Origin of the sequence: Campylobacter sp. LH-2024 (assembly GCF_048270605.1) — a bacterium.
GTDB lineage: Bacteria > Campylobacterota > Campylobacteria > Campylobacterales > Campylobacteraceae > Campylobacter_D > Campylobacter_D molothri.
This window is the reverse complement of record NZ_CP168139.1, coordinates 74,941-101,527: the sequence shown is the minus strand read 5'-3', so window position 1 is coordinate 101,527 and position 26,587 is coordinate 74,941. Positions and strand designations below refer to the sequence as shown.

The following is a 26,587-nucleotide window of genomic DNA, read 5'->3' as shown; positions in this document are numbered from 1 at the left end:
ATGCAATTTTTGTATCATGAACAGGCTGGTGAGGAAATTTTAAAATTAAAAGGTGAAGAATTTGCTCATTTAAAGGCAAGAAGGGTTAAAGAAAACGAAATATTAATTTTAAGAAATTTAAAGGATAAGTTTGCTTATACCTATAAAATTTCTAATGTGGAACGTCATTCTTGCCAATTGCATTTTTTAGGTAAGGAAAATAAAACAACATATAAAAATACCGCTTTAAATTTAGCTTTAGCTGTGATAGATATCAAGATTTTAGAAAAAACACTTCCTTTTTTAAATGAACTTGGGGTCGAAACTTTACATCTTGTTTTTACTGATTTTTCGCAAAGAAATTTCAAAATAGATTTAAGTCGCTTTGAAAAAATTATCATCGCATCTTGTGAACAATGCGGAAGAGAAAGTAAAATGAAAATACAAATTTATAACCATGTAAAAGATTTTTATGAAAAATTTCCAGAAGCTGTTTTGGTTGATTTTGAAGGAGAAGTAAAGGAATTTGATTTAAATAAAATTTATTTTGTGGGTCCTGAAGGAGGATTTAGTCAAAGTGAGAAACAAATTTTTAAAGAAAAAATTAGATTGAAAGCTCAAAATATTCTTAAAAGTCAAACTGCTATTATATCAATTGCCTCAAAAATACTTCTTTAAAAAACACTTAAATTAATCTAATTTTTATATTATATTTACTATAATCACCGTTTATTGTTTTATTTTTTAAGGAAAAGTTATGAAAAAAGAAATTCACCCAGAATATGTAGAATGTAAAGTTAGTTGCGCTTGTGGCAATACTTTTGTAACTAAGTCTAATAAAAATGAATTAAGAGTAGATATTTGTTCGAGTTGTCATCCTTTTTTTACAGGAAGTGAAAAAATAGTTGATGCTGCAGGTCGTGTAGAGAAATTTAAGAAAAAATACGCAATGCAATAATTATGCTCTATTTTATTCCTACTCCGATAGGAAATTTAGGCGATATATCTTTTCGTGCTTTAGAACTTTTAAAGACTTGTGAAATTTTTTTTTGCGAAGATACAAGAATAAGCAAGTCTTTGCTTTTATCACTTTCTCATAAATTTAAAATTGATTTTAAAACTAAAAAAATGATTTCCTTTCATTCTCATAATGAAAAGGAAATTTTAAAGAATCTAAATCCAGAAATTTTTTCTCAAGATATAGCTTTTTTAAGTGATGCAGGTATGCCAGGTATTAGCGATCCTGGGTATGCTTTAATTGATTTTGCTTTAAAAAATGGTATTAAATTTGAAGTTTTACCAGGTGCAAATGCAGCTTTAGTTGCTCTTGTAAGTTCAGCTCTAAGTGAAAAAGAATTTGTTTTCATGGGTTTTTTAGCTAATAAAGGCAAAAATCGTATAAAAGATATTCAAAGAGCTTTAAATCATTCTTATGCGAGTATTATTTATGAATCGCCTAAGCGAATTTTATCTTTGGTGGAGCAAATTTCTTTTATAGATGAAAATCGTGAAATTTTTGCAATAAAAGAAATTTCTAAAAAATTTGAAACAAAATTTAAAGGTAAAGCCAAAGAAGTTTTTAATGAACTAAAAGAAGCAAATTTGAATGGAGAATGGGTACTTGTTATTTCAAAAAATCATCAAAATTTAAATTATAATTCTTTATTAGAAAGTGATATTTTAGAGCTTGATATTCCTCTGAAAACCAAAAGCAAACTTTTATCCAAAATCAATGGAAAAAGTCCAAAAGAAATTTATGCAAAACTGCTTTTAAGTCAAAATTAGATACAATCAAATTTATGATAGTTTATGGAAAACAAATATTTTTTTACATTCTGGAGCATCATAAAGATCTAATTAAAGAGCTTTATTTGGCTAAAGAATGTGATAAAGAAATTTTTAAGAAAATTGCAAATTTTGGATTTAAAATTAAAAAACTTGATTTTAAAACAGCTCAAGCTTATGCTAAAGGTGGAAATCATCAAGGTTTTTTACTTGACATTGAGGAATATCAATTTAAAGAATTAACTTCCTTAAAAAAAAGCGATTTTATAGTGATACTTTGCGGTATTAGTGATGTTGGAAATATAGGTTCTATTGCACGAACTAGCTATGCTTTAGGAGCTGGTGGAATTATTTTTATTGGAGAAAGATTAAATATGGAGGGAGTGATACGTACAAGTAGTGGTGCGGCTTTGGATCTTGATATTGTTTTAAATCGTGATATTTTATCAGTTATAAATGAGTTAAAACAAGTTGGATTTAAAATTTTTGCTAGTGCAAATGGAGGGAAAGAAATTCATGATTTTAGATTTGAAAAAAATAAAAAAGCTCTCATTTTAGGAAGCGAGAGCTTGGGATTGAGCCAAAAAATAATAAATAAGTGTGATGACTGTTTAGGTATAAAGATGAAACATGGTTTTGATAGTCTTAATGTCAGCGCAGCTTTTGCAATACTTTGTGATAGGATGATAAATGCTTAATTGGAAAAAAATTGAAGATTTTAATTTAAAAGAAGTTGTGGATAAAACACAAATTGAACTTGATTTTTTAAATGCCTTGATTAAAAAAGATTTTTCAACTTTGCACCGTTTTAATGTAAAAGGTTTTATAAAAATTTTGAGTCGAGAATATGATCTTGATTTTACTGATTTTAATGAAGAATACGAAGCTTATTTAAATGAAAATAATTTAAATACCGTTAAAAATAATAATATAAAAATTACAACTCCAAAGCTTGATGCTTACCATCAAAAATCAACTAATTTTGCCGCTTTGATTATACTTTGTATTATAGCTATTATTCTAGCTTTAGGAATTTATTATTTTGACACAATTAAAGGTTTTTTTAAAAACGAACAAAATAATTCTAGCACAGCAGTTGTAGATATTATAGGACAGGCGCAAAATAATTTAAAATCTTTAGAAGGCAATGTAGTTGTAATTAATAATGAAACTAAAGAAAAATTAGATGAAAACGTAAGTTCTGAAATAATATCTAATGATCAAGATTCTCAAACACAAGGTCAAAATACAATTCAAGAAACAGATGAAAATATAACAATAGAAAATAACAAAACTGACGAAGATATTATACCCAAAGAACAAAATACTGAATTAGATAGTATTAATAAAAATGCTCATTTTAAAATTTCTACTAAAACTTGGATTGGTATTATTGAATTGCAAAAATATAAAAAAACAAGTTTTGTTAAAAGTCAAGATTTTACCCTTCCTTTAGATGTTGATCAGCTGGTTTTAACGGGTCCTTCTGCTTTAAGTATTATTGATGAAAACAATAAAGAGCATCAATTTCCAGCTGGAAGCCCTAAACGCTTTTTAATTAAAGATGGTAAAATTAAAAATATTACATTAGCTGAATTTATGAAATTTAATAAAGGCAGAGAATGGTAAGAATATTTTTTTCCTTTTTCTTTTCTATACAGACGGTATTTGCGATTTCAAGTTTAGAATTAGCCCAAAATTTAGTTAATGATTCTAGTAAAAATTCTCAACTTAATCTTTTATTTGCAAATTCTTCTTATTTAGATGATAAGGGAAATTTAGATATTGCTAATATTTCAAGAGTTTTAAAAACCAATTCTTTGCTTAATTTAAATTTGCCAAATTCTCAAACTTTAAAATTAAATTTTAGAGCAAAAGCTGATTCGGTTATTTTTTTTAAAATTTTATCTGATGCTTTGGTTGAGAGTGGATATGTTTATTTTATTCCTACAGAGTTAATTTTACATGAGGGAAATATTGATTATACAGTGCAAGTTGATTCCCAGTATATATTGGATCCAGGAACCTTGTATAGATTATTGAAAAAAAATTCAGTTTATATAGATGATATCAAACAAATTGGACCTTATTTTTATCAATATGATTTAAATTTTGATAATGCAAAATTAGATACTAATGTTAACATTGCTTTAAATTCTTTAACTATTTTGGAAAGACCTCTTAAGGATTATATTTTCACAACTAAAAATGCCTCTAAATTAGTCATAGATGCAAGCGATGCTGATTTTTGGTTTCCTAAAATATTGTTTTTGGATAAAAATCTCAATTTAATTAAAAGTATAAAAAATAATAAACAAAATAATCATTTTGAAGAATTTATTCCAAGTGGGTCGGTTTATGTTATAGTAAGTGATATGTATAGTTTAGATAATATTCGTAGAGGTTTAAAGGTGCTTTTGAAAAAATAAAAGGAAAAAAATGTTTGATGAAATTCGTTTTAATACTATAGAAAGATTGCCAAATTATGTTTTTGCAGAAGTTAATGCAATAAAAATGAATGCAAGACGTTTAGGGAAAGATATTATCGATTTTTCTATGGGAAATCCAGATGGAAAGACTCCGCAGCATATTATTGATAAATTATGCGAAAGTGCTAATAAAGATAAAACCTCAGGTTATTCCGCTTCAATTGGAATTTTTAAATTAAGATTAGCTATTTGTGATTGGTATCAAAGAAAATATAATGTTAGCCTTGATCCTGAAACCGAAGTTGTTGCAACTATGGGCTCTAAAGAAGGATTTGTTAATCTTGCTAGAGCAATTATTAATCCAGGTGATGTAGCCATAGTTCCAACTCCTGCTTATCCTATACATACTCAAGCTTTTATTATAGCTGGGGGCAATGTAGTTAAAATGCCTTTGATTTATAATGAAAACTTTGAATTAGATGAAGATAAATTCTTTCAAATTTTAAACACAACCTTACAAGAAAGTGTTCCAAAACCTAAATATTTAGTTGTTAATTTTCCGCATAATCCTACAACAGTAATTTGTGAAAAAAGTTTTTATGAAAAATTAGTTCAAATTGCAAAAAAAGAAAGATTTTATATTATTTCAGATATTGCCTATGCTGATTTAACATATAATTCTTACAAAACTCCATCAATTTTAGAAATCGATGGTGCTAAAGATGTAGCTGTAGAAACTTATACTCTTTCAAAATCTTATAATATGGCTGGTTGGAGAGTGGGTTTTGTAGCAGGAAATAAGCGTTTAATTAATGCTTTAAAAAAAATTAAATCTTGGTTTGATTATGGCATGTATACTCCAATACAAGTAGCAGCAACCGTTGCGTTAAATTCTGATCAAAGTTGTGTTGAAAAAATTAGATTAAATTATGAAAAAAGAATGCAGGTTTTAATCGAGTCTTTTTCTAATATAGGTTGGAATTTATCAAAACCTAAAGCAAGCATGTTTGTTTGGGCAAAACTTCCACCTCAAAAAGCTTATTTAAAAAGTTTAGAATTTTCAAAGCAACTTTTACAAGAAGCTAATGTGGCTGTTAGCCCAGGAGTTGGCTTTGGAGAAGCTGGCGATGATTATGTGCGTATTGCTTTAATAGAAAATGAAAATCGTATACGTCAAGCTTCCAGAAATATAAAAAAATATCTTAAAGAATAATCATGAAAGTAGCGATTTTAGGTTATGGAACCGTAGGTAGCGCAGTTGTTAAAACTTTACTAGAAAATCAAAAGATAATTAAGGCTAGATGTGGACAGGATATTATTCCAGTAATTGCTTTAGCAAAAACTCCAAAAAATAATGCTTTAATTCCAATAACAACAAATGTCAATGAAATTTTAAATCGAGATGATATCGATGTTTTTGTTGAGCTTATGGGTGGAATCGATAAACCCTATGAACTTATAAGTGAAATTTTAAAAAAAGGAAAAAGTGTTGTAACAGCTAACAAAGCTTTATTAGCTTATCATCGTTATGAGCTTGAAAATTTAGCTAAAAATTTAGCATTTGGATATGAAGCTAGTGTGGCTGGAGGTATTCCAATTATTAAAGTTTTAAAAGAGGGCTTAAGTGCTAATAATATTATAAGTATAAAAGGTATTTTAAATGGTACCTGTAATTATATTTTAACTTGTATGCAAGAGGGAATGGATTTTAACAAGGCCTTAAAAAAAGCTCAAGAATTAGGTTATGCCGAATCAGATCCAAGTTTTGATATACAAGGTAAAGATGCTGCCCATAAGCTTTTAATTTTAGCCAGTATTGCTTATCATTTGGATGCCAAGCCTGAAGATATTTTAATTGAAGGTATTGAAAACATAGGACCTGAAGATATGTATTTTGCTAAAGAGTTTGATTTTACAATTAAACTCTTAGGTATTGCTAAATTAAAGAATTCTTGTGTAGAATTGAGAGTTCATCCTACTATGATCAGCAAGGATAAAATTCTCTCAAAAGTAGATGGTGTGATGAATGCGATTTCTATTGAAGGAGATTTGCTAGGAGAAAGTTTATATTATGGAGCTGGAGCTGGAGGAATGGCAACTGCAAGTGCTGTTATTTCAGATCTAATTGATGTTGCAAAGGAAAATCTTAGATCACCTATGTTAGGTTTTAGAAAAAATATTGAATTTAAACTTTTAAAACAAGATGAAATTTATACAAAATATTATTTAAGAATTAAAGTTGAAGATAAAATAGGTGTGCTATCTGAAATCACACAACTTATGTCTAAAAATTTAATTTCAATAGATAGTTTTTTACAAAAATCTAAAAAAGATGAAAACTATACAACTTTATTTTTTACCACACATTTTACTTATGAAAAAAGTATCAAAGCCTTGATTAAAATATTAGAAAAACAAGACTTTGTTAAAGATAAGCCTTTTATGATGCGTATAGAAGAGTAAAATGGGATTAAAAGCTTATCTTGATGGAATTAAAGGAGAAGATCAAGCTTGTATTTTTTTAAAAAAACATAAATTTACTATTTTAGAGAGGAATTTTCATTCTAAATTTGGTGAAATTGATATTATCGCTATAAAAGATGATATATTGCATTTCATAGAAGTTAAATTTACCCAAAATAGCTATGATATTTATGAACGTTTTGATTATAATAAATATCAAAAAATCATCAAAACTATTAAAGTTTATCTATTGAAAAAAAGATTAAATAATGATTTTCAAATTGATCTAATTTGCGTTAAAAATAATATAATAGAATTTATTGAAAATGTTAGTTTTTAAGCTGATATTTAAAAAAATAAATTAAAATTAGATAAAACTACGAAAGGAATAAAAAAATGGGAAAGTATATAGAATTAACTTCTGAAAATTTTTCACAAGTAAAAGAAGGTGTCGCGTTAGTTGACTTTTGGGCTCCTTGGTGCGGACCTTGCAGAATGCTTGCTCCTGTAATTGATGAACTTGCAAATGATTTTGAAGGAAAAGCAAAAATTTGTAAAATCAATACAGATGAACAAGGTGATTTAGCAGCAGAGTATGGAGTAAGATCAATTCCTACTTTAATATTTTTTAAAAATGGAGAGGTTGTAGATCAACTTGTAGGTGCGCAATCAAAACAAGCTATCACTGATAAACTTAATTCTCTACTTTAATCTTAAAAAGCTAGTATATTCTAGCTTTTTCAAATTTCAAATTTATACTAAATAATAATTTTTATTATCTACTATTAAGAATAATTTTTATATTATTATTGACAAAAATAAAAATAAAAGGAAAATATATGTTAGATTTAGCAATTATAGGTGGAGGTCCAGCTGGTCTTAGTGCTGGTCTTTATGCAACTCGCGGTGGCTTAAAAAATGTAGTAATGTTTGAAAAAGGTATGCCAGGAGGGCAGATCACTTCAAGTTCTGAAATTGAAAATTATCCAGGTGTGGCGCAAGTTATGGATGGAATTTCTTTTATGGCTCCTTGGAATGAACAATGTATGCGTTTTGGTCTTAAACATGAAATGGTCGGTGTGGAGCAAATTTTACAAAATGATGATAAAACTTTCACTATTAAATTAGAAGGTGGAAAAACAGAAACAGCAAAAGCTGTAATTGTTTGCACAGGATCAGCTCCAAAAAGAGCAGGTTTTAAAGGAGAAGATGAATTTTTTGGAAAAGGAGTGAGTACTTGTGCAACGTGTGATGGATTTTTTTATAAAAATAAAGAAGTAGCTGTTTTAGGTGGTGGAGATACAGCATTAGAAGAATCTTTATATCTTGCTAATATTTGTTCTAAAGTTTATCTTATCCATCGTAGAGATGAATTTAGAGCCGCTCCTTCAACGGTTGAAAAAGTAAAGAAAAATGAAAAAATTGAATTGATCACTAGCGCGAGTATTGATGAAGTTTATGGTGATAAAATGGGTGTTAGCGGAGTAAAAGTGAAGCTAAAAGATGGGAGCATTAGAGATTTAAAAGTTCCAGGAATTTTTACTTTTGTTGGTTTAAATGTGAGAAATGAAATTTTAAAGCAAGATAATGGCCAATTTTTATGTTCTATGGAAGAAGGTGGGCAAGTGAGTGTTGATCTTAAAATGCAAACGAGTGTTTCTGGGCTTTTTGCTGCAGGAGATTTGAGAAAAGATGCTCCAAAGCAAGTTATTTGTGCTGCAGGAGATGGGGCTATAGCTGCACTTAGTGCTATGGCTTATATAGAAAGCCTACATTAATATTTTTAGGTTAGAAAATTTCTAACCTAATTTTGATAATTATAAAAATCTTCTTTCAAAAATAAAAATAATTTATTTTAAAAATTTTTTACATTAATACAGAAGTATTGCTTAAATATTTAGCATTATTTTAACTTCATTATTTAATAAATCAATTTATCAAAATTTTATACTAAAAAATTTATAAGAAATCTCATTATTTGTTATTGAATAATTAATAAGAGCTTAGAATAATTCATAATTTTTATGATTTTATATGTAATATTTCTTAATTTCAGTGTAAATTAATAGGGGGGGGGGTTATAATTTTTTCGAATTTAATTTTAAGGAGAAAGAATGAGATTAATCATTTGTATTTTGTTGCCTTGGCTCGGTTTTTTTACTATAGGCAAACCCTTTTCTGCAATTATATGTTTTATTTTGCAAATTACCCTTATTGGCTGGCTACCCGCTATGGTTTGGGCTGTATATGCTCTTAACCAATATAAAACAGATAAAAAAATTGCAAATATTTTAAAAAACCAAGAAGGGAAAATTTAATGAAATATTTATTATCTATTATTTTAGCTTTTATTTTAGGCGCTTGTTATCAAAAAGGTTTAGAAGTTAATCAAGATAAATTAAATTCTATTGTTATAGGAAAGAGTACTCAAGAAGATGTAGAAAAAATTATAGGTTATCCTGTAAGAAAAACAAGTTTGGGCAATAAAGAGGTATGGTATTATGATTTTACTAGAATTTCTTCTGTTCCTGGATTTGATAAAGACGAAAGCACAGTTTTTGAATTTAATAAAAAAGGCATAGTAGTTAAAAAATATAAAACTTCAGGTTCTGGAAATTCAAATCCTTTGTTAGGTGGGTAATTTAAATCAAAGAAGAAGTCAAAAAAAGAAGCGAACTTTATGCTAAAAAAGAAAGAGTTTTTATAGAAAAAGAAGAAATTGTCAATAAAAACAATAAATTATTTAGAGTAAAGACTCAAACATCAATCAGTCCTGATGGGGAAGAAGAAATCACAAAGACTGAAACATACCAAATTACTAGATAAAGGAAAAAAATGAAAAAAATGTTATTTGCGATAGTTGCAGTATTTTTTATTGCTTGTGGTGGAGATAAACTTGTTAAATTTGAATACGAAAAAGGGAATAAAGAATTATTTGAAAAGGCAAATAATCTTATTAAAGAAAAATATCCAAATTATAATCTTTACTCATGGAAATCGCTAGAAAATATTTCAAGTATTCAAGAAGCTAAATATAGAATGAATACTATTGAAGATAAATTTTCTGATCAAGAATATTTCAAAAATGATGAAGAACATTATAGTAATTATATCTTATTAGAAAAAAATGGAAGATATAGATTAATAAAAGTTAAATGCGACAAAGCGTATAGTGATACAAATGCCTTTGGTGTAAAAATAAAAAGTCCAGATAAAGATAAATGCGAAATAATGGAAATACCAATATTACAAAAATAAAAGACTGAATATGAAACAATTAACCCCTTCAATTTTGCCTTCAAACTGGATAGATACCTTAAGCTATTATATAGAAAATGCAGTATCGCCTATGTTTCAAAAAATGTTTCAAGGCGTTCATAACGCCTTGTTTAGTGGAATGGGAGCAAGTATTTTTGCAATTTATTGCATTATATGGCTTTTAAGACAAACGCAAAATGGATATATAGCATTTTAATGATTTAAATGTTCTTACATTTAAAGATATAAATGATAATATTAATTCTTTCTTTATATACACCTTGTTAAACGAAATAACAGGATTAATCAAAAAAATAATGTAAAGAAATAAAATAGTAAAAATATAATAATTTTCTCCAAAAAAGGAGAAAATTAAATTTTTCAATGAAAACTCAAATAAGGCATAATAAATTTAATCCAAGGTATTCCCACAAGAAAATAAATTACCATGTAAATTAAAGCAAAAATTCCACCTAATAAGAAAAACTGAGGTCCTTTGATATAATTACTTCCAAACCATAAAGGAGAAGATCCTGTTCCATAAGGAGTGATGATACCCATAAAGCCCATTGGTAATGTAAGTATTAGCATAACTTCTGCTGGATTTGCTCCCTTGATAGAGCTAGCCAAAGATACAAAAACGGCGATGATGGCTGTAACATAAGCAGTTCCTGAGGCGAAGAAATATCTAAGCCAAGAAAATAACATTAAAAGTAAAACTGTGGCAATAAATGGCTCAAAACCTGAAAGTTTATGTCCTAAAGAATTAGCTAAATAATCTAAAAATCCGACATTTTTAAGTCCACCTGCCATTGTAACAAGAGTTGCAAACCATACGAGAGTATTCCAAGCTGGCTTGTTGCCTAAAAAATCTTGCCAAGTAATTATTTTGCAAGCTATCATTAAAATAATCATGATTAAAGCTGTAGTTGTAGCATTGATTTTAAAAAAGCCTGATCCAACCCAAAGCACTAATCCAATAAGAGCAATAATAAGCATAAAAATTTGAGAAGTTGGCATTTTTCCTAAGGCTTGATATTTTTCATTTGCCCAAATAGCTATTTCTTTTGATCCTTTAACTTCTGGTGGATATATGAAATATCCTAAAATTGGAGTAATAACAAAAAGTATTAATCCTACTGGCAAAAAGGCTAAAAACCAACTAAGCCAATCTACGACCATAACTCCATTTTTAGAGATTAAAGAGAGAGCAAGTGGGTTTGGAGCTTGACCTGTAAGAAAAATAGAACTCGTAAGGCAAGAACTTGCTAGACCCATCCATACAAGATAAGCACCGATTTTTTCTAGGATTTTTATCCGCATAGCTTTCAAACATAGGGGAGATGTTGCTGACTATAGGATAAACCGTTCCTCCACTTCTTGCAGCATTACTAGGTATGAAAGGAGCTAAAACTAAATCTACTATAGCAATAGCATAACCTAAACCCAAGGTAGATTTTCCAAGTTTTGAAACGAGATAAAGAGCCAATCTTTCACCCAATCCTGTTTTTGAAAAACCAAGTCCTATAGTAAAAGCAGCAAAAATAAGCCAAACTACAGAATCAGAAAATCCTGATAGTCCCCATTTTATCGCGACAGAATCTTTAATAATGGTTTCTATGTTATTAGAACCAACAGGTCCAACTTTAAATAAAACAGCTAAGGTAACCGCTATAACTCCAATTAAAGCAGGTGAAATAGGTTCTAAAATCAAGCCTATAATAAGGCCTATAAAAATACTAAAATAAAGCCAAGCGTTAGCATTTAAACCTTCTGGTATTGGAATAAAATAAACGATTAATCCAACCACAAAAGGTATAAAAAGTTTTACATAAAACATATTTGTCCTTTTTAGAATTTAAAAATAAATTATATCTTAAGAATCTTATATTTAAATTTTAAATTAATAAAATATTTAAAGTTAAAAATAAATTTTTAACTTATGGTTCTAACAATTAAACTTGTAGGTAATTTGAAGTATTTTATAAGTTCTTCTTCTTTTTTTCGCATTTCTCCATTATCTTTTTCATGATCAAAGCCTAATAAATGAAGCATAGCATGAATAAATAACAAGCTTAATTCCTCTTCATAGCTATGGCCAAATTCTTTCGCTTTTTCTTGGGCTAATTCTGTGTTGATGACTATAGAGCCTAAAGGAATATTTTCATCTATATTTTCAAGTGGAAAAGATAAGACATCAGTTGTTTTATTTTGATTTCTTTGATTTAAATTAATTTCTTGCATTTCTTTATTATTAACAAAAATAAGTTCAATATCTTTCGGACTTAAAAAATTGGCTATTTTTTCCAAAAATTCATATTTTTCATCGCTAAGTATCATAGACCTTCCTTGATTAAATTATATAAATTTTGAATTTCTTCATCATTAAAAATTCGAGAATTTTGATTTTCATAAAAATATTTAATTTTTTTTTCTTCAAATTCATATCCTAAAGCACAGTGATTATGTGAAGGTAAAAAAGCTCTTATAAGAGTGATTTGATTTTGAATTTTTTCTTCACAAGAAAAACAAATAAAATCTCGAAATAATCTACCTTCAAATTCTAAAATTTTAAGATAAGCATCCACTATAACTCTTTTAGGATTTTGTTTTTCAAATCGTTTAACACATTCTTCTAAAAGTAAAAAATAAAATTCTTCAATCACTTCCGTATCTTTTAAATGATTAAATAAAAGACGAATAAATTCTTGCCAAATAAACATTTTTTCTCTATGCATAATCCAAGAAAAATTTAAATGTAATACATCTTTAAGTCTTGGAAGAAAATTTGGATGCTCATCTAAGGAAAAATCAATTTTATATCCATTTAAAATACTAGAATGTCTTACTCCATAAAAACGATAAGTTTTTATAAATCTTTTTGGACTTAAGATAGAAACGATCAAATCCTCATCTTTTACCTTTTGAGTATGAAGTATAAAACCCTGCATAGCAATTTATAAGAAATTTAACTTATTATTTTAACTCCATAAGCTTTAAGCAAAGAAAAAGCTGAATATTCTAAATTATTATCAAAACTAGCAGTAGAATTTTGATATAGGATAATTTTAGAATCAGGATTTGCGCTAAAAGCCAAAATAATATTAAAAAATACACAAATATGTGAAACAAGACCGCAAAAATAAATTTCTTTATATGAATTTTGATTGATGAAATTGGCAAAATCTAAACTACCAAAAGTATTTTTATAAAAAATTTTATGGGCTTTTTGCAAAAAAGGATCAAATTCACTAGGCATTTTCCAACCAAGAGTTCCTTTAATGCAATGTTTTATAGGAAGATTTAATCCTTCTTTGCTTTTTAAATAATCTTGATCATGTGTATCACAAGTAATAAGAAGATGTGTAGTGTTAAAGTCAATTTGATTTAAATGATTAAGAATATTTTGTTTAATTTCTAAAGCTTTTTTAAAACCTAAGCTTCCATTGATAAAATCATTTTGATAATCAACAATAACAAAAGCTTTTTCCATAACTTTTAATTTTGATTAATCCAAAAGGTTTCCATGTGTAAATTAGAAAAAGCAGTTTTTAAACTAGTAAAAAGTTTAGGATGCTCTTTTTCTAGGCTAGCTAATAGTTGTTTGGATTCTTCTCTTGCATGTGGAAATTTTATATTTTTTTCACTAAGTTTCATACCTGGACAAAACTCATTTCCTATGACTTGAAGTTCATTTTGTATGGCATTATCTCTAAGTTGCCTTTCTCTAACAAAAATTAAAGGACGTATTACTGTTATGCCACGTTTGCTTTTATAGATTGGAGCTAGCGTTCTTAATGATCCATTGTAAATAAAATTCATAAAAAAACTTTCTACCGCATCATCTAAATGATGAGCAATAGCAAGCTTATTAAAACCTTTTTCAAGAGCATAAGTATATAAAGCTCCACGACGCATTCTTGAAAAATAGCTACAGAAACTAGAATTTTCTCTTATGGTATCGCCTGATACTTCATAGATATTAGAATCAAGAATATTATGTTTAATTCCATGTTCTTGACAATGAGCATGCAATTGAGAATAATCTTCTCCCATACCATAACTTAAAGTGACAGCTTCGAGCTCAAATTTAAAAGGAGCATGAGCTTGCATACGATTTAAAAGATGTGCTAAAGCTAAAGAATCCTTGCCACCACTTAAACCTAAAAGAACACGGTCTCCATCCTTAATAAGTCCAAATTTAGCATTTGCTTGAGCAACTTGTCTTATAAGCTTTTTGCTGAGGTTTATCATAATTTCTCGCACATTTTAAGAACAAAATTAGCTGAAATTTTTGCAGAGTTAATTACAAATTCATCAAAATCAAATTCAGCTTTTTCTCCAGCTTTGTCGCTCATAGCTCTTAAAATAAAACAAGGTATTTTTAAAGCATCACAAACTAAAGCAACACTTGCACCTTCCATTTCACAAGCATCAGCTTTAAAAATTTCTCTTATTTTTGCTTTTTTTGCTTCATCACAGATAAATTCATCTCCAGTTGCAATGATTCCTGATTTTAGTTTAATATTTAATTCTTTGGCAACTTCTAAAGCAAGATTATTTAATTTCTCATCTGTTTTTATAAAAATATCATTTCCAGGAACAAAACCAAGTGGATGCCCAAAAGCTGTTATATCAAGATCGTATTGAGCTAATTGTGTAGCATAGAGCAAATCACCTATTTCTAATTCTGGATTAAAAGCACCTGCTACACCTGTAAAAAGTAAAATTTCGGCTCCAAATTTTTCGATCATTATGCTTGCACTTAGGGTTGAATTGACTTTTCCTATTTTAGAATAAGCTAAGATAAGTTCATGATTTTTATAATTTGCTAAATAATAAGTATTATTTGCATATTTAATACTTTTATATTCTTTTAAAATCTCAAGTAAAGGAGTTATTTCTTCTGGCATTGCACCTAAAATTGCTATTTTCATTTTATGACCTTTAAAAATTCATCAATATCGCTAAAATTAGTTAAAGAATAAGTTTCTTTTGGGCTTATTTTTTTATTTAAGCCTTTAAGGATATTTGAACCAAATTCTACAAAGCAATCAATTTCACTTTCATAATTTTTAATACTTTGCTTATAAAGAACAGGAGAAATAAGTTGAGATTTAAGCAATTTTAATGCTTGTTCTTTATCGGTATAAATTTTAGCATTTGCATTTGAAACTACAGCTTTAAAATTTGGTTTGAGTATTTTTTCAAGCTCTATACAAAGTTTTAATGAAGCATTTTCTAATAAAGGGCAATGACTTGCAACACTCATATTTAAAAGCATTACTCTTTTTGCTCCAGCTTTTTTAAATTCATTTTCATAATTTATAAGATCAGATTTTAAACCTGCTACAACAATTTGACCATCACAATTATAGTTTGCTGCAAATATTTTTTTGCTTTCTCCTTGAGCTTTTTTGCAAATATTCTCTACAATTTGATCTTCTAGCCCTAAAACAACCATCATTCCTGCTTCAAGTTTAGAACAATCTTCTTGCATAAACAATCCTCTTTTATTGACTAAAACAAGGGTTTGTAAAAATTCTAAAGCTCCATTAACTGCCAAAGCCGAAAATTCTCCTAAAGAGTGTCCTAATGAGAATATAGCCTTTAGATCTGATTTTTGTTCTATTAAAGCTGTATAGGCCATTAAAGAATTTAACACAATAGCAGGTTGGGTATATTCGCTTTTATTTAACTGTTCATTTTCTTCAAAAAGTAAATGCTTAAAATCAATCTTGCAAAAATCACTTGCACTTTCAAGAAGTTCTTTTGCGTTTTTAGAATTTTCATAAAAGCTTTTTCCCATTCCAGTAACTTGAGATCCTTGTCCTGGAAATATATAAGCAATATTTATTAGTGACAACCGCAACCTCCGCCACCGCAGCAACCTCCGCCACCATGATGATGATGATCGTGATGTCCTCCACTACAACCGCAACTATGGCTTCCTGCAATAATTCCTGTTAAAATTTCATCTTCGCTAGCTGGTCTAACATCAACAATATTAAGCGAAAAAAGCAAATCTCTTCCGGCATAAGGATGATTATAATCAACAACAACATCATTTTCATTGATTTCTTTAACGGTTACGCGAACGGTTTCGCCATTCTCACCTTCACCAAAAAGCTCCATACCTATTTTTAAGTCAATTCCTGCAAATTGTTCTTTAGGTAATGTTTGGATAGCATTAGCATCATATTCACCTAAACCTTTTTCTTTTTTAATTAAAACATCGCTATTGCTTGGACAATTAAGCTTCATAATTTCTTCTTCTAAGCTTTCTAAAATTTGTCCTTTTCCAACTATAAAAGAAATGGGTTGAGCATATAAATTAGATTCTAAAACTTCTTGAGTATTTGCATCTTTAAGTTCGTAAAACATTGAAACGACATTATTTTTTTCTATTGACATTTTTTTCCTTTTTTATTTTCTATTTGGTGAAGCTTTTGCTTCGGGTGTATTTGGATAATTTTTCTTTAAAGCTTTATAAAATCCATTAGCTGCTTTTGTATTGCCTATTTTATCTAATGAAATTGCAGTATGATATAAAAGCTTTGGAAAATAATCCCCTTTAGAACTGATAGCAGAGCTTTTTTTGTAAAAAACAATAGCATCATTGTAATTTTTTTGTTTATACTCTATCTCTCCTAGCCAAAAATTTGATCTTGCTGGTTTGTATTTTTGTGCTATAAGATAATTTAATTTGGTTTTACATTCTTCATATAAATCTTTATGGAGATCTTGTATTGCTAAGTCTAAAATTTCATTGTTTTTTTTCTTTTTCCATGAATCATCTATAGTTTTATTCACATCTTGAATTTCTATATTATTTGTAGCATGATTGTCTTTTTTTTCATTAAAATTATCATCAGTATGGTTATGTGAAGTGTTTGATGAAATATTGTTTATGCTCAAATTTATATCTTTAAGTTCTTCCTTGGATACATAATTTGCATTAATAGAATCTACTAAAGAACTAAGTTCTGTTAAAATTTTTTTAAACTGTTTATTATTGGCTTCTTGGATTTTTCTGCTTTCTTCAACATATTTTTTTAAATTTTGAATTTCTACAGTTAGGTTATTTTCTAAACTATCATTTTTTGATTCTAACTGAGTTAATCTAGAATTAGATTTTGCATATTGAGAATTAATACCCTCTAAGGTACTTTGCAAACCTTCAATTCTTTCTTGAATTTCATCAATTCTTGCATTTATTTGAGAATTGTTATTGCTTAAAGAATCAAGTTTTTCTTTGAGTAATCTTTCGCTCGAGCTTAAACCATATGCATTATTACTTGTTATATCTCCTGCTCCAAAAGCCGAGTTTTCAGCATGAAGTAAAGTAGCTCCAGTAAAAAGAGCTACTAAAAGTATTTTTTTCATAGATTATTTTGAAAGTTTAAATTCAGCACGTCTATTTTGTGCATCGCAAGCTTTTGTTTTTTCTGTACAAACTGGATTTGTTTCACCATAACTTTTAATAGAAATTCTATCTGAATTTACTCCTTGAGCTACTAAAGCTTCTTTAACAGCTTTTGCTCTTTTTAAACCTAAAGCTTGGTTATATTCATCAGTTCCCCATTCATCACAATTACCCTCAACTGTGATATTAGCTCCGCTTACTTCAGTATTGAAGATATTTGCATTATTATTGATAACATTTTGCATATCTGGACGAATATTGAATTTATCAAAATCAAAATATACTTTGTTTAAAGTATCATTAAGTTGAGAAATTCTTGAATCAATATCCCAATTATCTCTTCCACTTGAACCTTTGTTAGAATCTACACTAGTATCACTACTTACGCTAGTACTTTTTGTGCTACATCCACTAATGATTACTGCAAACGCGGCAATCGAACTAAAAATAATTTTTTTCATTTCCGACCTTTCCAATATGAATAGATTTAAAGGTATTATATCTAAATTTTTTATTAATTGCAACTCATAATACTAATTTTACCAATCAATAGATTGAATTTTTCCAAGCTTTAAAGGAAAGTAAAAAGTTTTATTTGCATTTACTCTTATAACACCTAAAGCACTTTGTGCACCAAGATACTTAATAAAAACTATACTACCACCATCACTAGAAAATCTTGGAAATAAATTTTTTCCATTGGCTGTAAGTTGTCTTACATCGTTACCATTAATTGATGTTAAATAGATATTAAAAACTCCATATTGATTAGCTTCTCTGCTAGAATATACTAAAAAATCCTTATAAGTGGAAACTGCTGAGTTATTTTTTCCGTGAAAAACAGCTTGTTCGGCACCACTAGAGCCATCTAAATTTTTTAAGAAAATATTTGGATAGCCTAAACGATCACTGACAAAGACCATTTTGTCATCATTATTTCCTATAAAATTACCATTAACATCAATGCCAGAATAATTAGTAAGTTGTGTTAATTTTTTACTGCTTAGGTCATATAGATAAATATCAGGTTGATCTTTTGGAGCCATAGTGATAAGAAGCTTATTGCCATCTGAGCTTACATCACTAGCTACAACCATACCACCACTTGATAAAATTTTATTGGCTTTATTAGAATTTAAATTATAACGATAAAGTGTAGGCATATTGTTATCATAAGCTGTGTAATAAAATATAGTTTGCTCTTTATTGCCCCATTTTGGGAATAAATTTAAACCGCCATCAATAATAACTTTTTGATATGTTAGAGTATAATCAGCTATGATAATTTGACTTCTTTTAGAGCTTGAATTTCTGGCTATTAAAATTTTATGATCCATCCAATCAATCGGAGGTAGACCTAAAGCACTAACAGAAGCTTTGATACTTTTATGTGCTAAAAAAGGATATTGGTCAATACTATTTAATGTATAAGTTTGATTTGATTTTTCAATTCCTCCAGCTTTAATTTTAACATTTAAATTTAAGCTATTTCCATTTTGGCTTAGAGCATATTCAAAAACATAATTATTTTTTTCAGTAGCATCGCTTACAACATCAAAATTTGAACTTACTTTTAAATCATTGACAATTATATTATAAAAACTGCGTTTTAAAGCAGCATCATTTATATTAGAATTATCTTTAACGATAATTTTTGGTAAAACTACACCTGAATTAACGACCGTAATTGTTGGATCTTCAGCCCAAAGAACACCCACAAAGAGCAAAAAAACAGTAAAAAATTTTTTCATTTTTTCTCCTAAATTATTGTTGATTTTTTATTTCATCTTTTAAATTCATAATTATACTTATACTTTTATTTTGAGGTGGATAAGTTATGAATTTTCCTTTTTGACTTTCTAAAAATTCTGCTACTTTAGCATCATATAAAGAATCACCACTTTTTTCCACTGAAGTATAACCAAATTTTCCATTTTCATCAATAAATATTTTTACCCTTACGCTGATTTCTTTGTTGTTAGGATAGTACTGTTTCCATCTTTGAGTAATGACACGTACAACTTTACCTAGAAATTCATCATAGACACCCATTTTTTGAGTTTCAGTACTTTCGCCTTGAGTGAGATTTTCTTCTTCGATTAGACTATCATTGAGTTTTTTAATAAGCTCTGAAGCTTGAGGTTTTAGAGTTGTTGAGCTTTTTGATTGAGCATTTGCCTGTATTTTTGTTGTTTTTGCATCCTGCATTTCTTTTATATTGCCAAAAAGTTCATTGAAATTATTTGCTTGTTGATCAATATCTTCGGTTTTAACACTTTGATTTGTTGTTTGTGCGAAAAGTTTATTGATATCAACTTGATCATTTGGCTTTTGTAAATTTTTTGATGTATTTGGATTGGTAGAAATTTGTTTAGAAGGCTCTGAAAGTTCAATATCAATAAAACTATCTTTTAAATCTGTATATTGTATAGCTGGAGCAACTTGGGTTACAAGCCTAAAAAAAACAAAGGCAATAACAATTAAATAAACTACTAAAGCCAATAAAAAAGAATTTAGATTGCTTAAACCATATTTTTTCATATTTTTATTCTGTTTGTAATGCAACTTTGGTAAAACCTAAATTTTTAATACTTCTTAAAACATAAATAACATCATCATATTTTAAATTTTTATCAGCTCTAATAAAAACAGGTTCATCAGTATTAAATTGTGATTTTTTTTGTGCTAAATTATCAGCAAAACTTACAAAATTATATTTTTCTTGATTTAAGAAAATTTCTTTTTTAGAATTAATACTTACGATCAAGCTTTTTACAGTTGGAGCACTTGTGGATTTTTGACTTCCTTGAGGGAGATTTATTTTTTCTTCATAAGTGATGCTTGGAGCTGTGACCATTAATATGGCAAGCAAAACAAGCATAATATCTACTAAAGGTGTAATATTAAGTTCTGGTTTATGTTCTTCAAATAGCATTGTAAAGCCTTAGTTATGATTGGATAAAACTTTAATTTCGCTATCAATAATGCTTAAAAGTTCAAAAGCTCTAGCTTTAATAACAAGATGGAAAGTATAAGCAGGAATAGCAACCAAAATTCCACAGCCAGTTGCAACTAAAGCTTCGCTAATTTGTGGCGCAATAATGCTTAAAGAGTTTTGACTTCCAAGACCTCCAAAGGTCTCTAATATAGAAATAACTGTTCCAAAAAGACCTATAAAAGGAGAGGTTGAAGCAATAATGCTAAGCCAAGTTAAACCACCTGAAGCACGTCGAGTAGCTAAATTTTTATAAATTTCTAAATGATTAAGGCTTGTGTCTGTGCATTTTCTTAAAATAGAATCGGTTCGACTCAAATCCTTTTCCCCTAAAAGTAAAGTTTCTAAACTTTCTTTTTCTTTATTTTTCCAAGCTGCTATATAGCTCATTCTTGAAAAAAAAATAGAAAAAGAGAGGATGAAATACAATGAAAGCCAAATAAGAACTACATAGGTAATTATGCTTGAATTACCAAAAAAATTAAATATTGCTTCAAAATTCATTTGTTAACCTTTTATATTGTCTATTTTAGAAAAAGTGGCAGCTAGGGCAATATTATCTGAACTCATTGATTTGATCAATTCTTTAGCCTTGGCAAGATTTTTTTGTATTTCGCTTTCATCAGATCCCGAAATCCAAACCGCTCCTTTTGCTAAAACGCTAGTTTTATCTTCATCTACTTTAACATGTCCTGCATCAATTGCGATTAATTCATGGTTAGAATCATTTTTTTCTATATCAATAATACCTGATTTTAATGAAGAAACTAAAGCTGCGTGATTTTTTAACACGCCAAATTCTCCTTCGCTTCCTGGTAAAGTGACTGATTTTATATCGCCTTCATAAATTACACCCATAGGTGTGATAATTTCAATTTTAAATAAATTATCCATTATTAACCTTTGATTTTATCAGCCTTTGCAATTGCTTCTTCAATATTTCCAACCATATAGAAAGCATTTTCTGGCAAATGATCATATTTGCCTTCTAAGATTCCTTCAAAACCGGCTATGGTTTCTTCAAGAGAGATATATTTTCCTGGGCTTCCAGTAAAAACTTCAGCAACAAAGAATGGCTGAGATAAGAATTTTTCTATTTTTCTCGCTCTTTCAACTATAAGTTTATCTTCTTCACTAAGTTCATCCATACCTAAAATAGCAATAATATCTTGCAAATCTTTATATTTTTGAAGAACAGATTGTACTCCGCGCGCTACTTTATAATGTTTTTCTCCGATAATATTTGGATCAAGCATTCTTGATGTAGAGTCTAATGGATCAACTGCTGGATAAATTCCTTTTTCAGCAATAGCTCTATTTAAAACAGTTGTTGCATCTAAATGAGCAAAAACAGTAGCAGGGGCTGGATCGGTTAAATCATCGGCTGGAACATATACAGCTTGCACTGAAGTGATAGAGCCTTTTTTAGTCGAAGTAATTCTTTCTTGAAATTTACCCATTTCGCTTGCCAAAGTTGGTTGATAACCAACAGCTGAAGGAATTCTTCCTAAAAGAGCTGACATTTCGGAACCTGATTGAGAAAATCTAAAGATATTGTCAATAAACATTAACACATCAAGTCCCATTTCATCTCTAAAATATTCTGCCATTGTAAGACCTGTTAACGCGATACGATTTCTTGCACCTGGTGGTTCATTCATTTGTCCATAACATAAAGCAACTTTATCTAAAACGTTACTTTCTTTCATTTCATTATAAAGATCATTTCCTTCGCGAGTTCTTTCACCAACGCCGGCAAAAACTGAATATCCGCTATGTTTAAAAGCAACATTGTGGATAAGTTCCATAATAATAACAGTTTTTCCAACACCAGCTCCACCAAAAAGTCCTACTTTTCCACCTTTTGCATAAGGTGCCAATAAATCGACAACTTTAATTCCAGTTTCAAAAATTTCACTTTTAGTGCTTTGATCTTCAAAAGCTGGTGGATCTCTATGGATTGCCCATTTTTTATCAAAGGTGATTTCTTCACCTTCATCTATTAAATCACCAGTTACATTGAAAATTCTTCCTAAAACTTTTTCACCAACAGGTACACTAATAGGAGTTCCTAAAGCTTGAGCTTCCATTCCTCTAACTAAACCATCTGTCATATCCATAGCGATGGTTCTAACTCTATTATCCCCTAAATGTGCGGCTACTTCTAAAACGAGTTTATGTTTTTTTCCCTCGCTTTCAAAATTAACGACAATAGCTTCATTAATTTGAGGTAAATAGTTATCAAAATCTACATCAACAACCGGACCTAATATCTGTGAAATAAATCCTTGCATTATTAATACTCTCCTTAAAAATTTACTATTTCATTGATTCAACGCCACTGATAATTTCTATAAGTTCAGTGGTAATAGATTCTTGTCTTGCTTTATTGTAAGCAAGGTTAAGCTGTTTTACTCTAGTTTTTGCATTATTGGTTGCATTATCCATAGCTTGCATTCTAGCACTATGCTCAGCCGCTAAAGAATCGATTAATGCATAATATATATTATATTCTAAGTAAGTTTTTATTAAATCTTCTAATAAGCCAACATTATCTGGTTCAAGCTCTAAAAGAGAACTCGGCTCCGCTTCATTTTTTTTAGGCTCTACTGGAATGAGATGAGAAACTTTCAATTCTTGGGTGATCATATTTTTATATCCATTGTGGATTAAAATAACTTCATCTGTAATTCCATTAATATAATCATTAACAGAAGAATGAATAATCGAACAAGCTTGTTCATAGCTTGGCGTAGAACTTAATCCAATATATTTTTCAAATAATTCTATTCTTTGAAAGCTAAAATATTCAACACCTGTTTTGCCTATAGCTTTTAGGCGAACATTAATATTTTTTGCTTTATAATCTTTTAATAAATCATTAACTGCTTTTAAAGTTTTGATATTAAATCCGCCGCATAGCCCTTTATCTGCTGTTATAAAAATTAAATCAACATTTTGAATTTTATTTCTTTTATGAAATAAGGCAAATCTTGAATCATCTTCATTATAGATAATTTTATTGATTTGAAATGAAATTTCACTTAACATTTCATCAATTTTTTCAGCATATACTTTTGATTTTCTAGCTGCTTCTTCAGCTTTTTTTAATTTAGCTGTAGAAACAAGCTTCATAGCATTAGTCGTTTTTTGTGTATTATAAACGCTTTTTATTTTTCTTTTAATTTCTTTTAAATTAGACATAAAAGACCTTATAGCTGATTTGATTTAAACTCATTAATAACTTTAGTTAATTTTTCTTCTAATTCCGCATCTAAAGCTTTTTTGGAACGAATTTGTTCAAAAACATCTGGATATTTTGTCTCAATAAATGAATAAATTCCAGTTTCAAATTCTTGAATTTTTGAAACTGGTATATTATCTAAATGTCCTTTAGCGCCAGCAAAAATTAAAACAATTTGTTTTTCTATACTAATTGGTGCATAAGGAGGCTGTTTTAAAAGCTCTACCATTCTTTGACCACGTTCAAGTTGTTTTCTGCTTGCCTCATCAAGATCACTAGCAAATTGAGCAAAAGCTTGGAGTTCTCTATATTGTGCAAGATCCAATCTTAAAGTTCCAGATACTTGCTTAGTTGCTTTAATTTGGGCGGATCCACCAACCCTAGAAACAGATAAGCCAACATTAATTGCAGGGCGAATTCCAGAGTTAAATAAATCTGTCTCTAAAAAGATTTGTCCATCGGTAATAGAAATAACATTAGTTGGAATATAAGCTGAAACATCTCCAGCTTGTGTTTCTATAATTGGTAAAGCAGTAAGTGACCCTGCGCCTAATTCATCACTTAACTTGCTCGCTCTTTCTAAAAGTCTTGAGTGAAGATAAAAAACATCACCAGGATAAGCTTCACGACCAGGAGGACGACGTAAAATTAAAGACATTTCACGGTAAGCTACAGCATGTTTGCTTAGATCATCATAAACAATTAGAGCATGTTTAGCATTGTCTCTAAAAAATTCTCCCATGGTAACACCAGTATAAGGTGCAATATATTGAAGAGATGCTGGATCACTTGCACCAGCATTAATAACTATAGTGTAATCCATTGCCCCATGTTCTTCAAGTTTTTTCACAACTTGAGCTACTGTGCTTTGTTTTTGTCCAATAGCAACATAAATACAAATGACATCTTGTCCTTTTTGAGCTATAATAGTATCAATAGCTACAGTCGTTTTTCCTGTTTGTCTATCACCAATAATAAGTTCTCTTTGACCACGACCAATTGGAACTAGAGCATCTATTGCTTTAATTCCAGTTTGCAAAGGCTCATGGACGCTTTTTCTCGCCATAATACCTTTAGCTTTTTCTTCTACACAACGAAATTCGTTACTATCAATAGGGCCTTTAGCATCAATTGGTTCTCCTAGAGCATTAACAACTCTTCCAACTAAAGCATTCCCCACCGGAACTTTAAGAAGTTTTTTTAAGCGTTTTATAGAAGATCCTTCTTTTAAACCTTCACCTTTTCCAAGTATAATAATACCTACACTACTTTCTTCAAGGTTAAGAGCCATACCTTTATCGCCGTTTTCAAATTCAACCATTTCACCGGCCATGATATTTTTTAATCCATAGGCTTTAGCAACGCCATCTGCTATAGAAATAATTTTTCCAGTTTCTTCAATTTCAAGGTCTAAATCAAAATTTTCGATTTTTTCTTTTATAATAGAACTGATTTCATCAGCTTTAAAATTCATACATATTCTCCTTAAATAATTTTAAGTATATATTCACTTATTTTATTTTGAAAAGCTTTTATTGAAAAAGCAATTTCATAACCTAATTCTTCTAAATAAATTTTAATACCATCATTTTGACTTATTTCATTTTTTAATTTGATTTTTGTATTTAATTTTAAATTAAGTTTATTTTCAAGTTCCTTTATTTTGTCATCATTTAAAATTTCTTTTGAATATATAATACCTTGGCATATATTTTCTTTTAAAGCCCTTTGTCTTTGAAGTTCTTTAAAAATTTGAGGGATATGATTAAGTCTTGAATTTTTTAATAGTATTTTTAGAAAATTGATAAAATTTGGATTTATTTTTTCAAAAAAAGAATTTAATAAATCTAATTTTTTATCTTTTTGAATTTGATTAGAATTGATAATATCTTTAAATTTAGGCATACAAAAAGCAGAATTCAAAACAGATAAACGATAATAAAAATCTTCCATATCTGTTCTTTTAATAATAGCTTTTGCATATTTTTTTGCAATTAAATTATCCATATTAAGACACTTTCTTTGATATTATATCTATAATTTCATTTTGTTTTAATCTTATATCTTCAAAAATTTCTTGTAAAGCACAAGAAACAACTTCTTTTTTCATTTTTCTTAATTCGTATTTTTTTTGATCTTCAAAATTTTGCTCAAGCAAAGTAACTTCATTTTGAGCTTCTTCTTTGATTTTTTGCATATAAATATCTGCTTCTTTTTTAGCCATAGATATAGCTGCTACAGAATTAGCTTTAGCTTCTTCGATTTTTTTCATTATATCGATTTTTTTCGCTTTGCTTTCTAAGAGATTTTTTTGAATTTCATCAATTTTAGAAGAAATTTTTATAATACGATTTTTATAAAAATTCTTAAAAAAATTTGCCGAAAAATAATATAAAATAGCTATAAAAATAAAAAAATTAATAGTTCTAGGAACAATATCATACTCAGTTGCAGCCATTGCATATATAGGACTTAATAAAATGAGACTATATAAAATTTTCATTCTTTTATTCCTATTTTTTTAATATTATTTTGCAAAGCTTGTTTTAAATCTGGCAAATATTGACTCAAATTTTCTTTAAATTCTTTTTTTTGATTTTCGAGTTCTAGATAAAAACTATTCATTCTTCGCTCTAGTTCTTCTTTTTTGGCTTTAATGATTTGATTGGCCTCTTCTTTAGCAGCATTGATTGCTTGCTGTTTAATTTTAAAAACCTCTTCTCTGGTATTAGCATAAATTGCTTCAACTTCATCATTAGCATTTGATATATCTTGAGAGTATTGCTTTGCTTTAGCTTCATCATTTTTAATAGAATCATTTCTTTCGTCTATAGATTTTAAAAGAGGTTTATATAGCATAGTATTTAAAATGACTATCATAGCTAAAAAAATAGCCATAGTAGCAAACATTATAGATGGATGCATATCTTCAAACATAAAAATTTCCCTTTTTTTGCTATAATTCCTAAAAAACTTCTTATTGTAGCATATAAAACATAAGAATTGTG

Annotated in this window: 37 protein-coding genes; 15 read left to right on the top strand and 22 right to left on the bottom strand. The window is 28.6% G+C overall.

Going from position 1 to position 26,587, the window contains the following annotated elements:
* The 15 genes from ACD570_RS00560 (at position 1) to ACD570_RS00490 (ending at position 10,131) form a co-directional block, all read left to right on the top strand.
* Positions 1–657: a 16S rRNA (uracil(1498)-N(3))-methyltransferase gene (locus tag ACD570_RS00560; protein WP_239820213.1), complete on the top strand. Its 657-nt coding sequence runs from the start codon at positions 1–3 to the stop codon at positions 655–657.
* A 79-nt stretch (positions 658–736) separates the two neighbouring features.
* Complete coding sequence (gene rpmE / locus ACD570_RS00555) at positions 737–937, top strand: 50S ribosomal protein L31 (protein WP_137624064.1); 201 nt, start codon at positions 737–739, stop codon at positions 935–937.
* A 2-nt stretch (positions 938–939) separates the two neighbouring features.
* Positions 940–1,764, top strand: coding sequence for a 16S rRNA (cytidine(1402)-2'-O)-methyltransferase (gene rsmI / locus ACD570_RS00550; RefSeq protein ID WP_337207614.1), 825 nt, complete (start codon positions 940–942; stop codon positions 1,762–1,764).
* 14 nt (positions 1,765–1,778) lie between these two features.
* Positions 1,779–2,462 carry a TrmH family RNA methyltransferase gene (locus ACD570_RS00545; protein ID WP_200279752.1) on the top strand — a complete coding sequence of 228 codons (684 nt, stop codon included), beginning with the start codon at positions 1,779–1,781 and terminating at the stop codon, positions 2,460–2,462.
* On the top strand, positions 2,455–3,393 hold the full coding sequence (locus tag ACD570_RS00540; protein WP_200279755.1) for a hypothetical protein: 939 nt from the start codon (positions 2,455–2,457) through the stop codon (positions 3,391–3,393). Before ACD570_RS00545 ends, ACD570_RS00540 begins: the two co-directional genes overlap by 8 nt.
* The gene (locus ACD570_RS00535; RefSeq protein WP_239820216.1) at positions 3,387–4,193 is read left to right on the top strand and encodes a hypothetical protein; all 807 of its coding nucleotides are present in this window, start codon (positions 3,387–3,389) and stop codon (positions 4,191–4,193) included. Before ACD570_RS00540 ends, ACD570_RS00535 begins: the two co-directional genes overlap by 7 nt.
* Before the next feature lie 10 nt (positions 4,194–4,203).
* Complete coding sequence (locus tag ACD570_RS00530; protein ID WP_239820217.1) at positions 4,204–5,406, top strand: LL-diaminopimelate aminotransferase; 1,203 nt, start codon at positions 4,204–4,206, stop codon at positions 5,404–5,406.
* Between the two features lie 2 nt (positions 5,407–5,408).
* Positions 5,409–6,656, top strand: coding sequence for a homoserine dehydrogenase (locus tag ACD570_RS00525; RefSeq protein WP_337207613.1), 1,248 nt, complete (start codon positions 5,409–5,411; stop codon positions 6,654–6,656).
* 1 nt (position 6,657) lies between these two features.
* Positions 6,658–6,996, top strand: a complete 339-nt coding sequence (locus ACD570_RS00520; protein ID WP_200279763.1) for a YraN family protein — start codon at positions 6,658–6,660, stop codon at positions 6,994–6,996.
* A gap of 56 nt (positions 6,997–7,052) precedes the next feature.
* Entirely contained in the window at positions 7,053–7,367 is a 315-nt protein-coding gene (gene trxA, locus ACD570_RS00515) for a thioredoxin (RefSeq protein WP_200279765.1), read from the top strand.
* A gap of 128 nt (positions 7,368–7,495) precedes the next feature.
* Positions 7,496–8,434: a thioredoxin-disulfide reductase gene (gene trxB, locus ACD570_RS00510; protein WP_200279768.1), complete on the top strand. Its 939-nt coding sequence runs from the start codon at positions 7,496–7,498 to the stop codon at positions 8,432–8,434.
* 336 nt (positions 8,435–8,770) lie between these two features.
* A complete protein-coding gene (locus ACD570_RS00505; RefSeq protein WP_200279770.1) occupies positions 8,771–8,974 on the top strand; it encodes a YqaE/Pmp3 family membrane protein in 204 nt (67 codons plus the stop codon).
* On the top strand, positions 8,974–9,297 hold the full coding sequence (gene bamE / locus ACD570_RS00500) for an outer membrane protein assembly factor BamE domain-containing protein (protein ID WP_200279773.1): 324 nt from the start codon (positions 8,974–8,976) through the stop codon (positions 9,295–9,297). The genes ACD570_RS00505 and bamE overlap by 1 nt, the downstream gene beginning before the upstream one ends.
* A gap of 194 nt (positions 9,298–9,491) precedes the next feature.
* Positions 9,492–9,914 carry a hypothetical protein gene (locus tag ACD570_RS00495; RefSeq protein WP_337199991.1) on the top strand — a complete coding sequence of 141 codons (423 nt, stop codon included), beginning with the start codon at positions 9,492–9,494 and terminating at the stop codon, positions 9,912–9,914.
* Between the two features lie 10 nt (positions 9,915–9,924).
* Positions 9,925–10,131 carry a hypothetical protein gene (locus ACD570_RS00490; protein WP_337198642.1) on the top strand — a complete coding sequence of 69 codons (207 nt, stop codon included), beginning with the start codon at positions 9,925–9,927 and terminating at the stop codon, positions 10,129–10,131.
* Between the two features lie 164 nt (positions 10,132–10,295).
* Here ACD570_RS00490 and ACD570_RS00485 read toward each other — a convergent pair whose 3' ends face one another.
* From ACD570_RS00485 to ACD570_RS00380, 22 genes are all read right to left on the bottom strand, one after another.
* Positions 10,296–11,213, bottom strand: coding sequence for a DASS family sodium-coupled anion symporter (locus ACD570_RS00485; RefSeq protein WP_417904446.1), 918 nt, complete (start codon positions 11,211–11,213; stop codon positions 10,296–10,298).
* Positions 11,107–11,754 carry an SLC13 family permease gene (locus tag ACD570_RS00480; RefSeq protein WP_417904303.1) on the bottom strand — a complete coding sequence of 216 codons (648 nt, stop codon included), beginning with the start codon at positions 11,752–11,754 and terminating at the stop codon, positions 11,107–11,109. Before ACD570_RS00480 ends, ACD570_RS00485 begins: the two co-directional genes overlap by 107 nt.
* A 95-nt stretch (positions 11,755–11,849) precedes the next feature.
* Entirely contained in the window at positions 11,850–12,254 is a 405-nt protein-coding gene (gene ybeY / locus ACD570_RS00475; protein WP_200279788.1) for an rRNA maturation RNase YbeY, read from the bottom strand.
* Entirely contained in the window at positions 12,251–12,865 is a 615-nt protein-coding gene (recO, locus tag ACD570_RS00470; protein ID WP_200279791.1) for a recombination protein RecO, read from the bottom strand. The genes ybeY and recO overlap by 4 nt, the downstream gene beginning before the upstream one ends.
* Before the next feature lie 17 nt (positions 12,866–12,882).
* Positions 12,883–13,407 (bottom strand): isochorismatase family cysteine hydrolase, encoded by a 525-nt coding sequence (locus ACD570_RS00465; RefSeq protein ID WP_239820220.1) that lies wholly within the window; start codon positions 13,405–13,407, stop codon positions 12,883–12,885.
* 5 nt (positions 13,408–13,412) lie between these two features.
* Positions 13,413–14,168: an ATP-binding protein gene (locus tag ACD570_RS00460; protein ID WP_239820221.1), complete on the bottom strand. Its 756-nt coding sequence runs from the start codon at positions 14,166–14,168 to the stop codon at positions 13,413–13,415.
* Positions 14,165–14,851 (bottom strand): 5'-methylthioadenosine/adenosylhomocysteine nucleosidase, encoded by a 687-nt coding sequence (locus ACD570_RS00455; RefSeq protein WP_200279800.1) that lies wholly within the window; start codon positions 14,849–14,851, stop codon positions 14,165–14,167. The genes ACD570_RS00460 and ACD570_RS00455 overlap by 4 nt, the downstream gene beginning before the upstream one ends.
* Positions 14,848–15,771 (bottom strand): ACP S-malonyltransferase, encoded by a 924-nt coding sequence (gene fabD / locus ACD570_RS00450; protein ID WP_337196893.1) that lies wholly within the window; start codon positions 15,769–15,771, stop codon positions 14,848–14,850. Before fabD ends, ACD570_RS00455 begins: the two co-directional genes overlap by 4 nt.
* Positions 15,771–16,328, bottom strand: coding sequence for a peptidylprolyl isomerase (locus ACD570_RS00445; protein ID WP_337198644.1), 558 nt, complete (start codon positions 16,326–16,328; stop codon positions 15,771–15,773). The genes fabD and ACD570_RS00445 overlap by 1 nt, the downstream gene beginning before the upstream one ends.
* A gap of 12 nt (positions 16,329–16,340) precedes the next feature.
* Entirely contained in the window at positions 16,341–17,300 is a 960-nt protein-coding gene (locus ACD570_RS00440; protein ID WP_200279805.1) for a tetratricopeptide repeat protein, read from the bottom strand.
* Positions 17,301–17,303: 3 nt separating this feature from the next.
* Positions 17,304–17,801, bottom strand: coding sequence for a peptidoglycan-associated lipoprotein Pal (pal, locus tag ACD570_RS00435; protein WP_200279807.1), 498 nt, complete (start codon positions 17,799–17,801; stop codon positions 17,304–17,306).
* A 78-nt stretch (positions 17,802–17,879) separates the two neighbouring features.
* A complete protein-coding gene (tolB, locus tag ACD570_RS00430; protein WP_200279809.1) occupies positions 17,880–19,091 on the bottom strand; it encodes a Tol-Pal system protein TolB in 1,212 nt (403 codons plus the stop codon).
* A 13-nt stretch (positions 19,092–19,104) separates the two neighbouring features.
* The gene (locus tag ACD570_RS00425) at positions 19,105–19,881 is read right to left on the bottom strand and encodes a TonB C-terminal domain-containing protein (protein WP_337207612.1); all 777 of its coding nucleotides are present in this window, start codon (positions 19,879–19,881) and stop codon (positions 19,105–19,107) included.
* 4 nt (positions 19,882–19,885) lie between these two features.
* A complete protein-coding gene (locus tag ACD570_RS00420; protein WP_200279813.1) occupies positions 19,886–20,275 on the bottom strand; it encodes an ExbD/TolR family protein in 390 nt (129 codons plus the stop codon).
* A gap of 9 nt (positions 20,276–20,284) precedes the next feature.
* Positions 20,285–20,839 carry a MotA/TolQ/ExbB proton channel family protein gene (locus tag ACD570_RS00415; RefSeq protein ID WP_337198646.1) on the bottom strand — a complete coding sequence of 185 codons (555 nt, stop codon included), beginning with the start codon at positions 20,837–20,839 and terminating at the stop codon, positions 20,285–20,287.
* Positions 20,840–20,842: 3 nt separating this feature from the next.
* A complete protein-coding gene (gene atpC, locus ACD570_RS00410) occupies positions 20,843–21,229 on the bottom strand; it encodes an ATP synthase F1 subunit epsilon (RefSeq protein WP_239820226.1) in 387 nt (128 codons plus the stop codon).
* A 2-nt stretch (positions 21,230–21,231) separates the two neighbouring features.
* Positions 21,232–22,629, bottom strand: coding sequence for a F0F1 ATP synthase subunit beta (atpD, locus tag ACD570_RS00405; protein ID WP_200279818.1), 1,398 nt, complete (start codon positions 22,627–22,629; stop codon positions 21,232–21,234).
* 25 nt (positions 22,630–22,654) lie between these two features.
* Positions 22,655–23,539, bottom strand: coding sequence for an ATP synthase F1 subunit gamma (atpG, locus tag ACD570_RS00400; RefSeq protein WP_200279821.1), 885 nt, complete (start codon positions 23,537–23,539; stop codon positions 22,655–22,657).
* Between the two features lie 8 nt (positions 23,540–23,547).
* Positions 23,548–25,053: a F0F1 ATP synthase subunit alpha gene (gene atpA / locus ACD570_RS00395; protein ID WP_337204951.1), complete on the bottom strand. Its 1,506-nt coding sequence runs from the start codon at positions 25,051–25,053 to the stop codon at positions 23,548–23,550.
* Between the two features lie 11 nt (positions 25,054–25,064).
* On the bottom strand, positions 25,065–25,586 hold the full coding sequence (locus ACD570_RS00390) for a F0F1 ATP synthase subunit delta (RefSeq protein ID WP_337204950.1): 522 nt from the start codon (positions 25,584–25,586) through the stop codon (positions 25,065–25,067).
* Position 25,587: 1 nt separating this feature from the next.
* The gene (locus tag ACD570_RS00385; RefSeq protein ID WP_200279830.1) at positions 25,588–26,082 is read right to left on the bottom strand and encodes a F0F1 ATP synthase subunit B; all 495 of its coding nucleotides are present in this window, start codon (positions 26,080–26,082) and stop codon (positions 25,588–25,590) included.
* Complete coding sequence (locus ACD570_RS00380; RefSeq protein WP_200279833.1) at positions 26,079–26,516, bottom strand: FoF1 ATP synthase subunit B'; 438 nt, start codon at positions 26,514–26,516, stop codon at positions 26,079–26,081. The genes ACD570_RS00385 and ACD570_RS00380 overlap by 4 nt, the downstream gene beginning before the upstream one ends.
* Positions 26,517–26,587 lie beyond the last annotated feature (71 nt).

What these genes read in the sequence shown, in the direction of transcription:
- ACD570_RS00560 (WP_239820213.1), top strand. Translation starts at nt 1, where the DNA reads ATGCAATTTTTGTATCATGAACAGGCTGGTGAGGAAATTTTAAAATTA.
- ACD570_RS00525 (WP_337207613.1), top strand. Translation starts at nt 5,409, where the DNA reads ATGAAAGTAGCGATTTTAGGTTATGGAACCGTAGGTAGCGCAGTTGTT.
- atpA (WP_337204951.1), bottom strand. Translation starts at nt 25,053, where the DNA reads ATGAATTTTAAAGCTGATGAAATCAGTTCTATTATAAAAGAAAAAATC.
- ACD570_RS00465 (WP_239820220.1), bottom strand. Translation starts at nt 13,407, where the DNA reads ATGGAAAAAGCTTTTGTTATTGTTGATTATCAAAATGATTTTATCAAT.
- ACD570_RS00480 (WP_417904303.1), bottom strand. Translation starts at nt 11,754, where the DNA reads ATGTTTTATGTAAAACTTTTTATACCTTTTGTGGTTGGATTAATCGTT.
- ACD570_RS00460 (WP_239820221.1), bottom strand. Translation starts at nt 14,168, where the DNA reads ATGATAAACCTCAGCAAAAAGCTTATAAGACAAGTTGCTCAAGCAAAT.
- ACD570_RS00455 (WP_200279800.1), bottom strand. Translation starts at nt 14,851, where the DNA reads ATGAAAATAGCAATTTTAGGTGCAATGCCAGAAGAAATAACTCCTTTA.
- ACD570_RS00425 (WP_337207612.1), bottom strand. Translation starts at nt 19,881, where the DNA reads ATGAAAAAATATGGTTTAAGCAATCTAAATTCTTTTTTATTGGCTTTA.
- atpC (WP_239820226.1), bottom strand. Translation starts at nt 21,229, where the DNA reads ATGGATAATTTATTTAAAATTGAAATTATCACACCTATGGGTGTAATT.
- ACD570_RS00415 (WP_337198646.1), bottom strand. Translation starts at nt 20,839, where the DNA reads ATGAATTTTGAAGCAATATTTAATTTTTTTGGTAATTCAAGCATAATT.
- ACD570_RS00380 (WP_200279833.1), bottom strand. Translation starts at nt 26,516, where the DNA reads ATGTTTGAAGATATGCATCCATCTATAATGTTTGCTACTATGGCTATT.
- pal (WP_200279807.1), bottom strand. Translation starts at nt 17,801, where the DNA reads ATGAAAAAAATTATTTTTAGTTCGATTGCCGCGTTTGCAGTAATCATT.
- trxB (WP_200279768.1), top strand. Translation starts at nt 7,496, where the DNA reads ATGTTAGATTTAGCAATTATAGGTGGAGGTCCAGCTGGTCTTAGTGCT.
- ACD570_RS00420 (WP_200279813.1), bottom strand. Translation starts at nt 20,275, where the DNA reads ATGCTATTTGAAGAACATAAACCAGAACTTAATATTACACCTTTAGTA.
- atpG (WP_200279821.1), bottom strand. Translation starts at nt 23,539, where the DNA reads ATGTCTAATTTAAAAGAAATTAAAAGAAAAATAAAAAGCGTTTATAAT.
- ACD570_RS00540 (WP_200279755.1), top strand. Translation starts at nt 2,455, where the DNA reads ATGCTTAATTGGAAAAAAATTGAAGATTTTAATTTAAAAGAAGTTGTG.
- ACD570_RS00490 (WP_337198642.1), top strand. Translation starts at nt 9,925, where the DNA reads ATGAAACAATTAACCCCTTCAATTTTGCCTTCAAACTGGATAGATACC.
- ACD570_RS00535 (WP_239820216.1), top strand. Translation starts at nt 3,387, where the DNA reads ATGGTAAGAATATTTTTTTCCTTTTTCTTTTCTATACAGACGGTATTT.
- rsmI (WP_337207614.1), top strand. Translation starts at nt 940, where the DNA reads ATGCTCTATTTTATTCCTACTCCGATAGGAAATTTAGGCGATATATCT.
- ACD570_RS00440 (WP_200279805.1), bottom strand. Translation starts at nt 17,300, where the DNA reads ATGAAAAAAATACTTTTAGTAGCTCTTTTTACTGGAGCTACTTTACTT.
- ACD570_RS00530 (WP_239820217.1), top strand. Translation starts at nt 4,204, where the DNA reads ATGTTTGATGAAATTCGTTTTAATACTATAGAAAGATTGCCAAATTAT.
- ACD570_RS00390 (WP_337204950.1), bottom strand. Translation starts at nt 25,586, where the DNA reads ATGGATAATTTAATTGCAAAAAAATATGCAAAAGCTATTATTAAAAGA.
- ACD570_RS00445 (WP_337198644.1), bottom strand. Translation starts at nt 16,328, where the DNA reads ATGTCAATAGAAAAAAATAATGTCGTTTCAATGTTTTACGAACTTAAA.
- ACD570_RS00505 (WP_200279770.1), top strand. Translation starts at nt 8,771, where the DNA reads ATGAGATTAATCATTTGTATTTTGTTGCCTTGGCTCGGTTTTTTTACT.
- ACD570_RS00495 (WP_337199991.1), top strand. Translation starts at nt 9,492, where the DNA reads ATGAAAAAAATGTTATTTGCGATAGTTGCAGTATTTTTTATTGCTTGT.
- ACD570_RS00385 (WP_200279830.1), bottom strand. Translation starts at nt 26,082, where the DNA reads ATGAAAATTTTATATAGTCTCATTTTATTAAGTCCTATATATGCAATG.
- trxA (WP_200279765.1), top strand. Translation starts at nt 7,053, where the DNA reads ATGGGAAAGTATATAGAATTAACTTCTGAAAATTTTTCACAAGTAAAA.
- ACD570_RS00520 (WP_200279763.1), top strand. Translation starts at nt 6,658, where the DNA reads ATGGGATTAAAAGCTTATCTTGATGGAATTAAAGGAGAAGATCAAGCT.
- recO (WP_200279791.1), bottom strand. Translation starts at nt 12,865, where the DNA reads ATGCAGGGTTTTATACTTCATACTCAAAAGGTAAAAGATGAGGATTTG.
- tolB (WP_200279809.1), bottom strand. Translation starts at nt 19,091, where the DNA reads ATGAAAAAATTTTTTACTGTTTTTTTGCTCTTTGTGGGTGTTCTTTGG.
- atpD (WP_200279818.1), bottom strand. Translation starts at nt 22,629, where the DNA reads ATGCAAGGATTTATTTCACAGATATTAGGTCCGGTTGTTGATGTAGAT.
- rpmE (WP_137624064.1), top strand. Translation starts at nt 737, where the DNA reads ATGAAAAAAGAAATTCACCCAGAATATGTAGAATGTAAAGTTAGTTGC.
- ybeY (WP_200279788.1), bottom strand. Translation starts at nt 12,254, where the DNA reads ATGATACTTAGCGATGAAAAATATGAATTTTTGGAAAAAATAGCCAAT.
- bamE (WP_200279773.1), top strand. Translation starts at nt 8,974, where the DNA reads ATGAAATATTTATTATCTATTATTTTAGCTTTTATTTTAGGCGCTTGT.
- ACD570_RS00545 (WP_200279752.1), top strand. Translation starts at nt 1,779, where the DNA reads ATGATAGTTTATGGAAAACAAATATTTTTTTACATTCTGGAGCATCAT.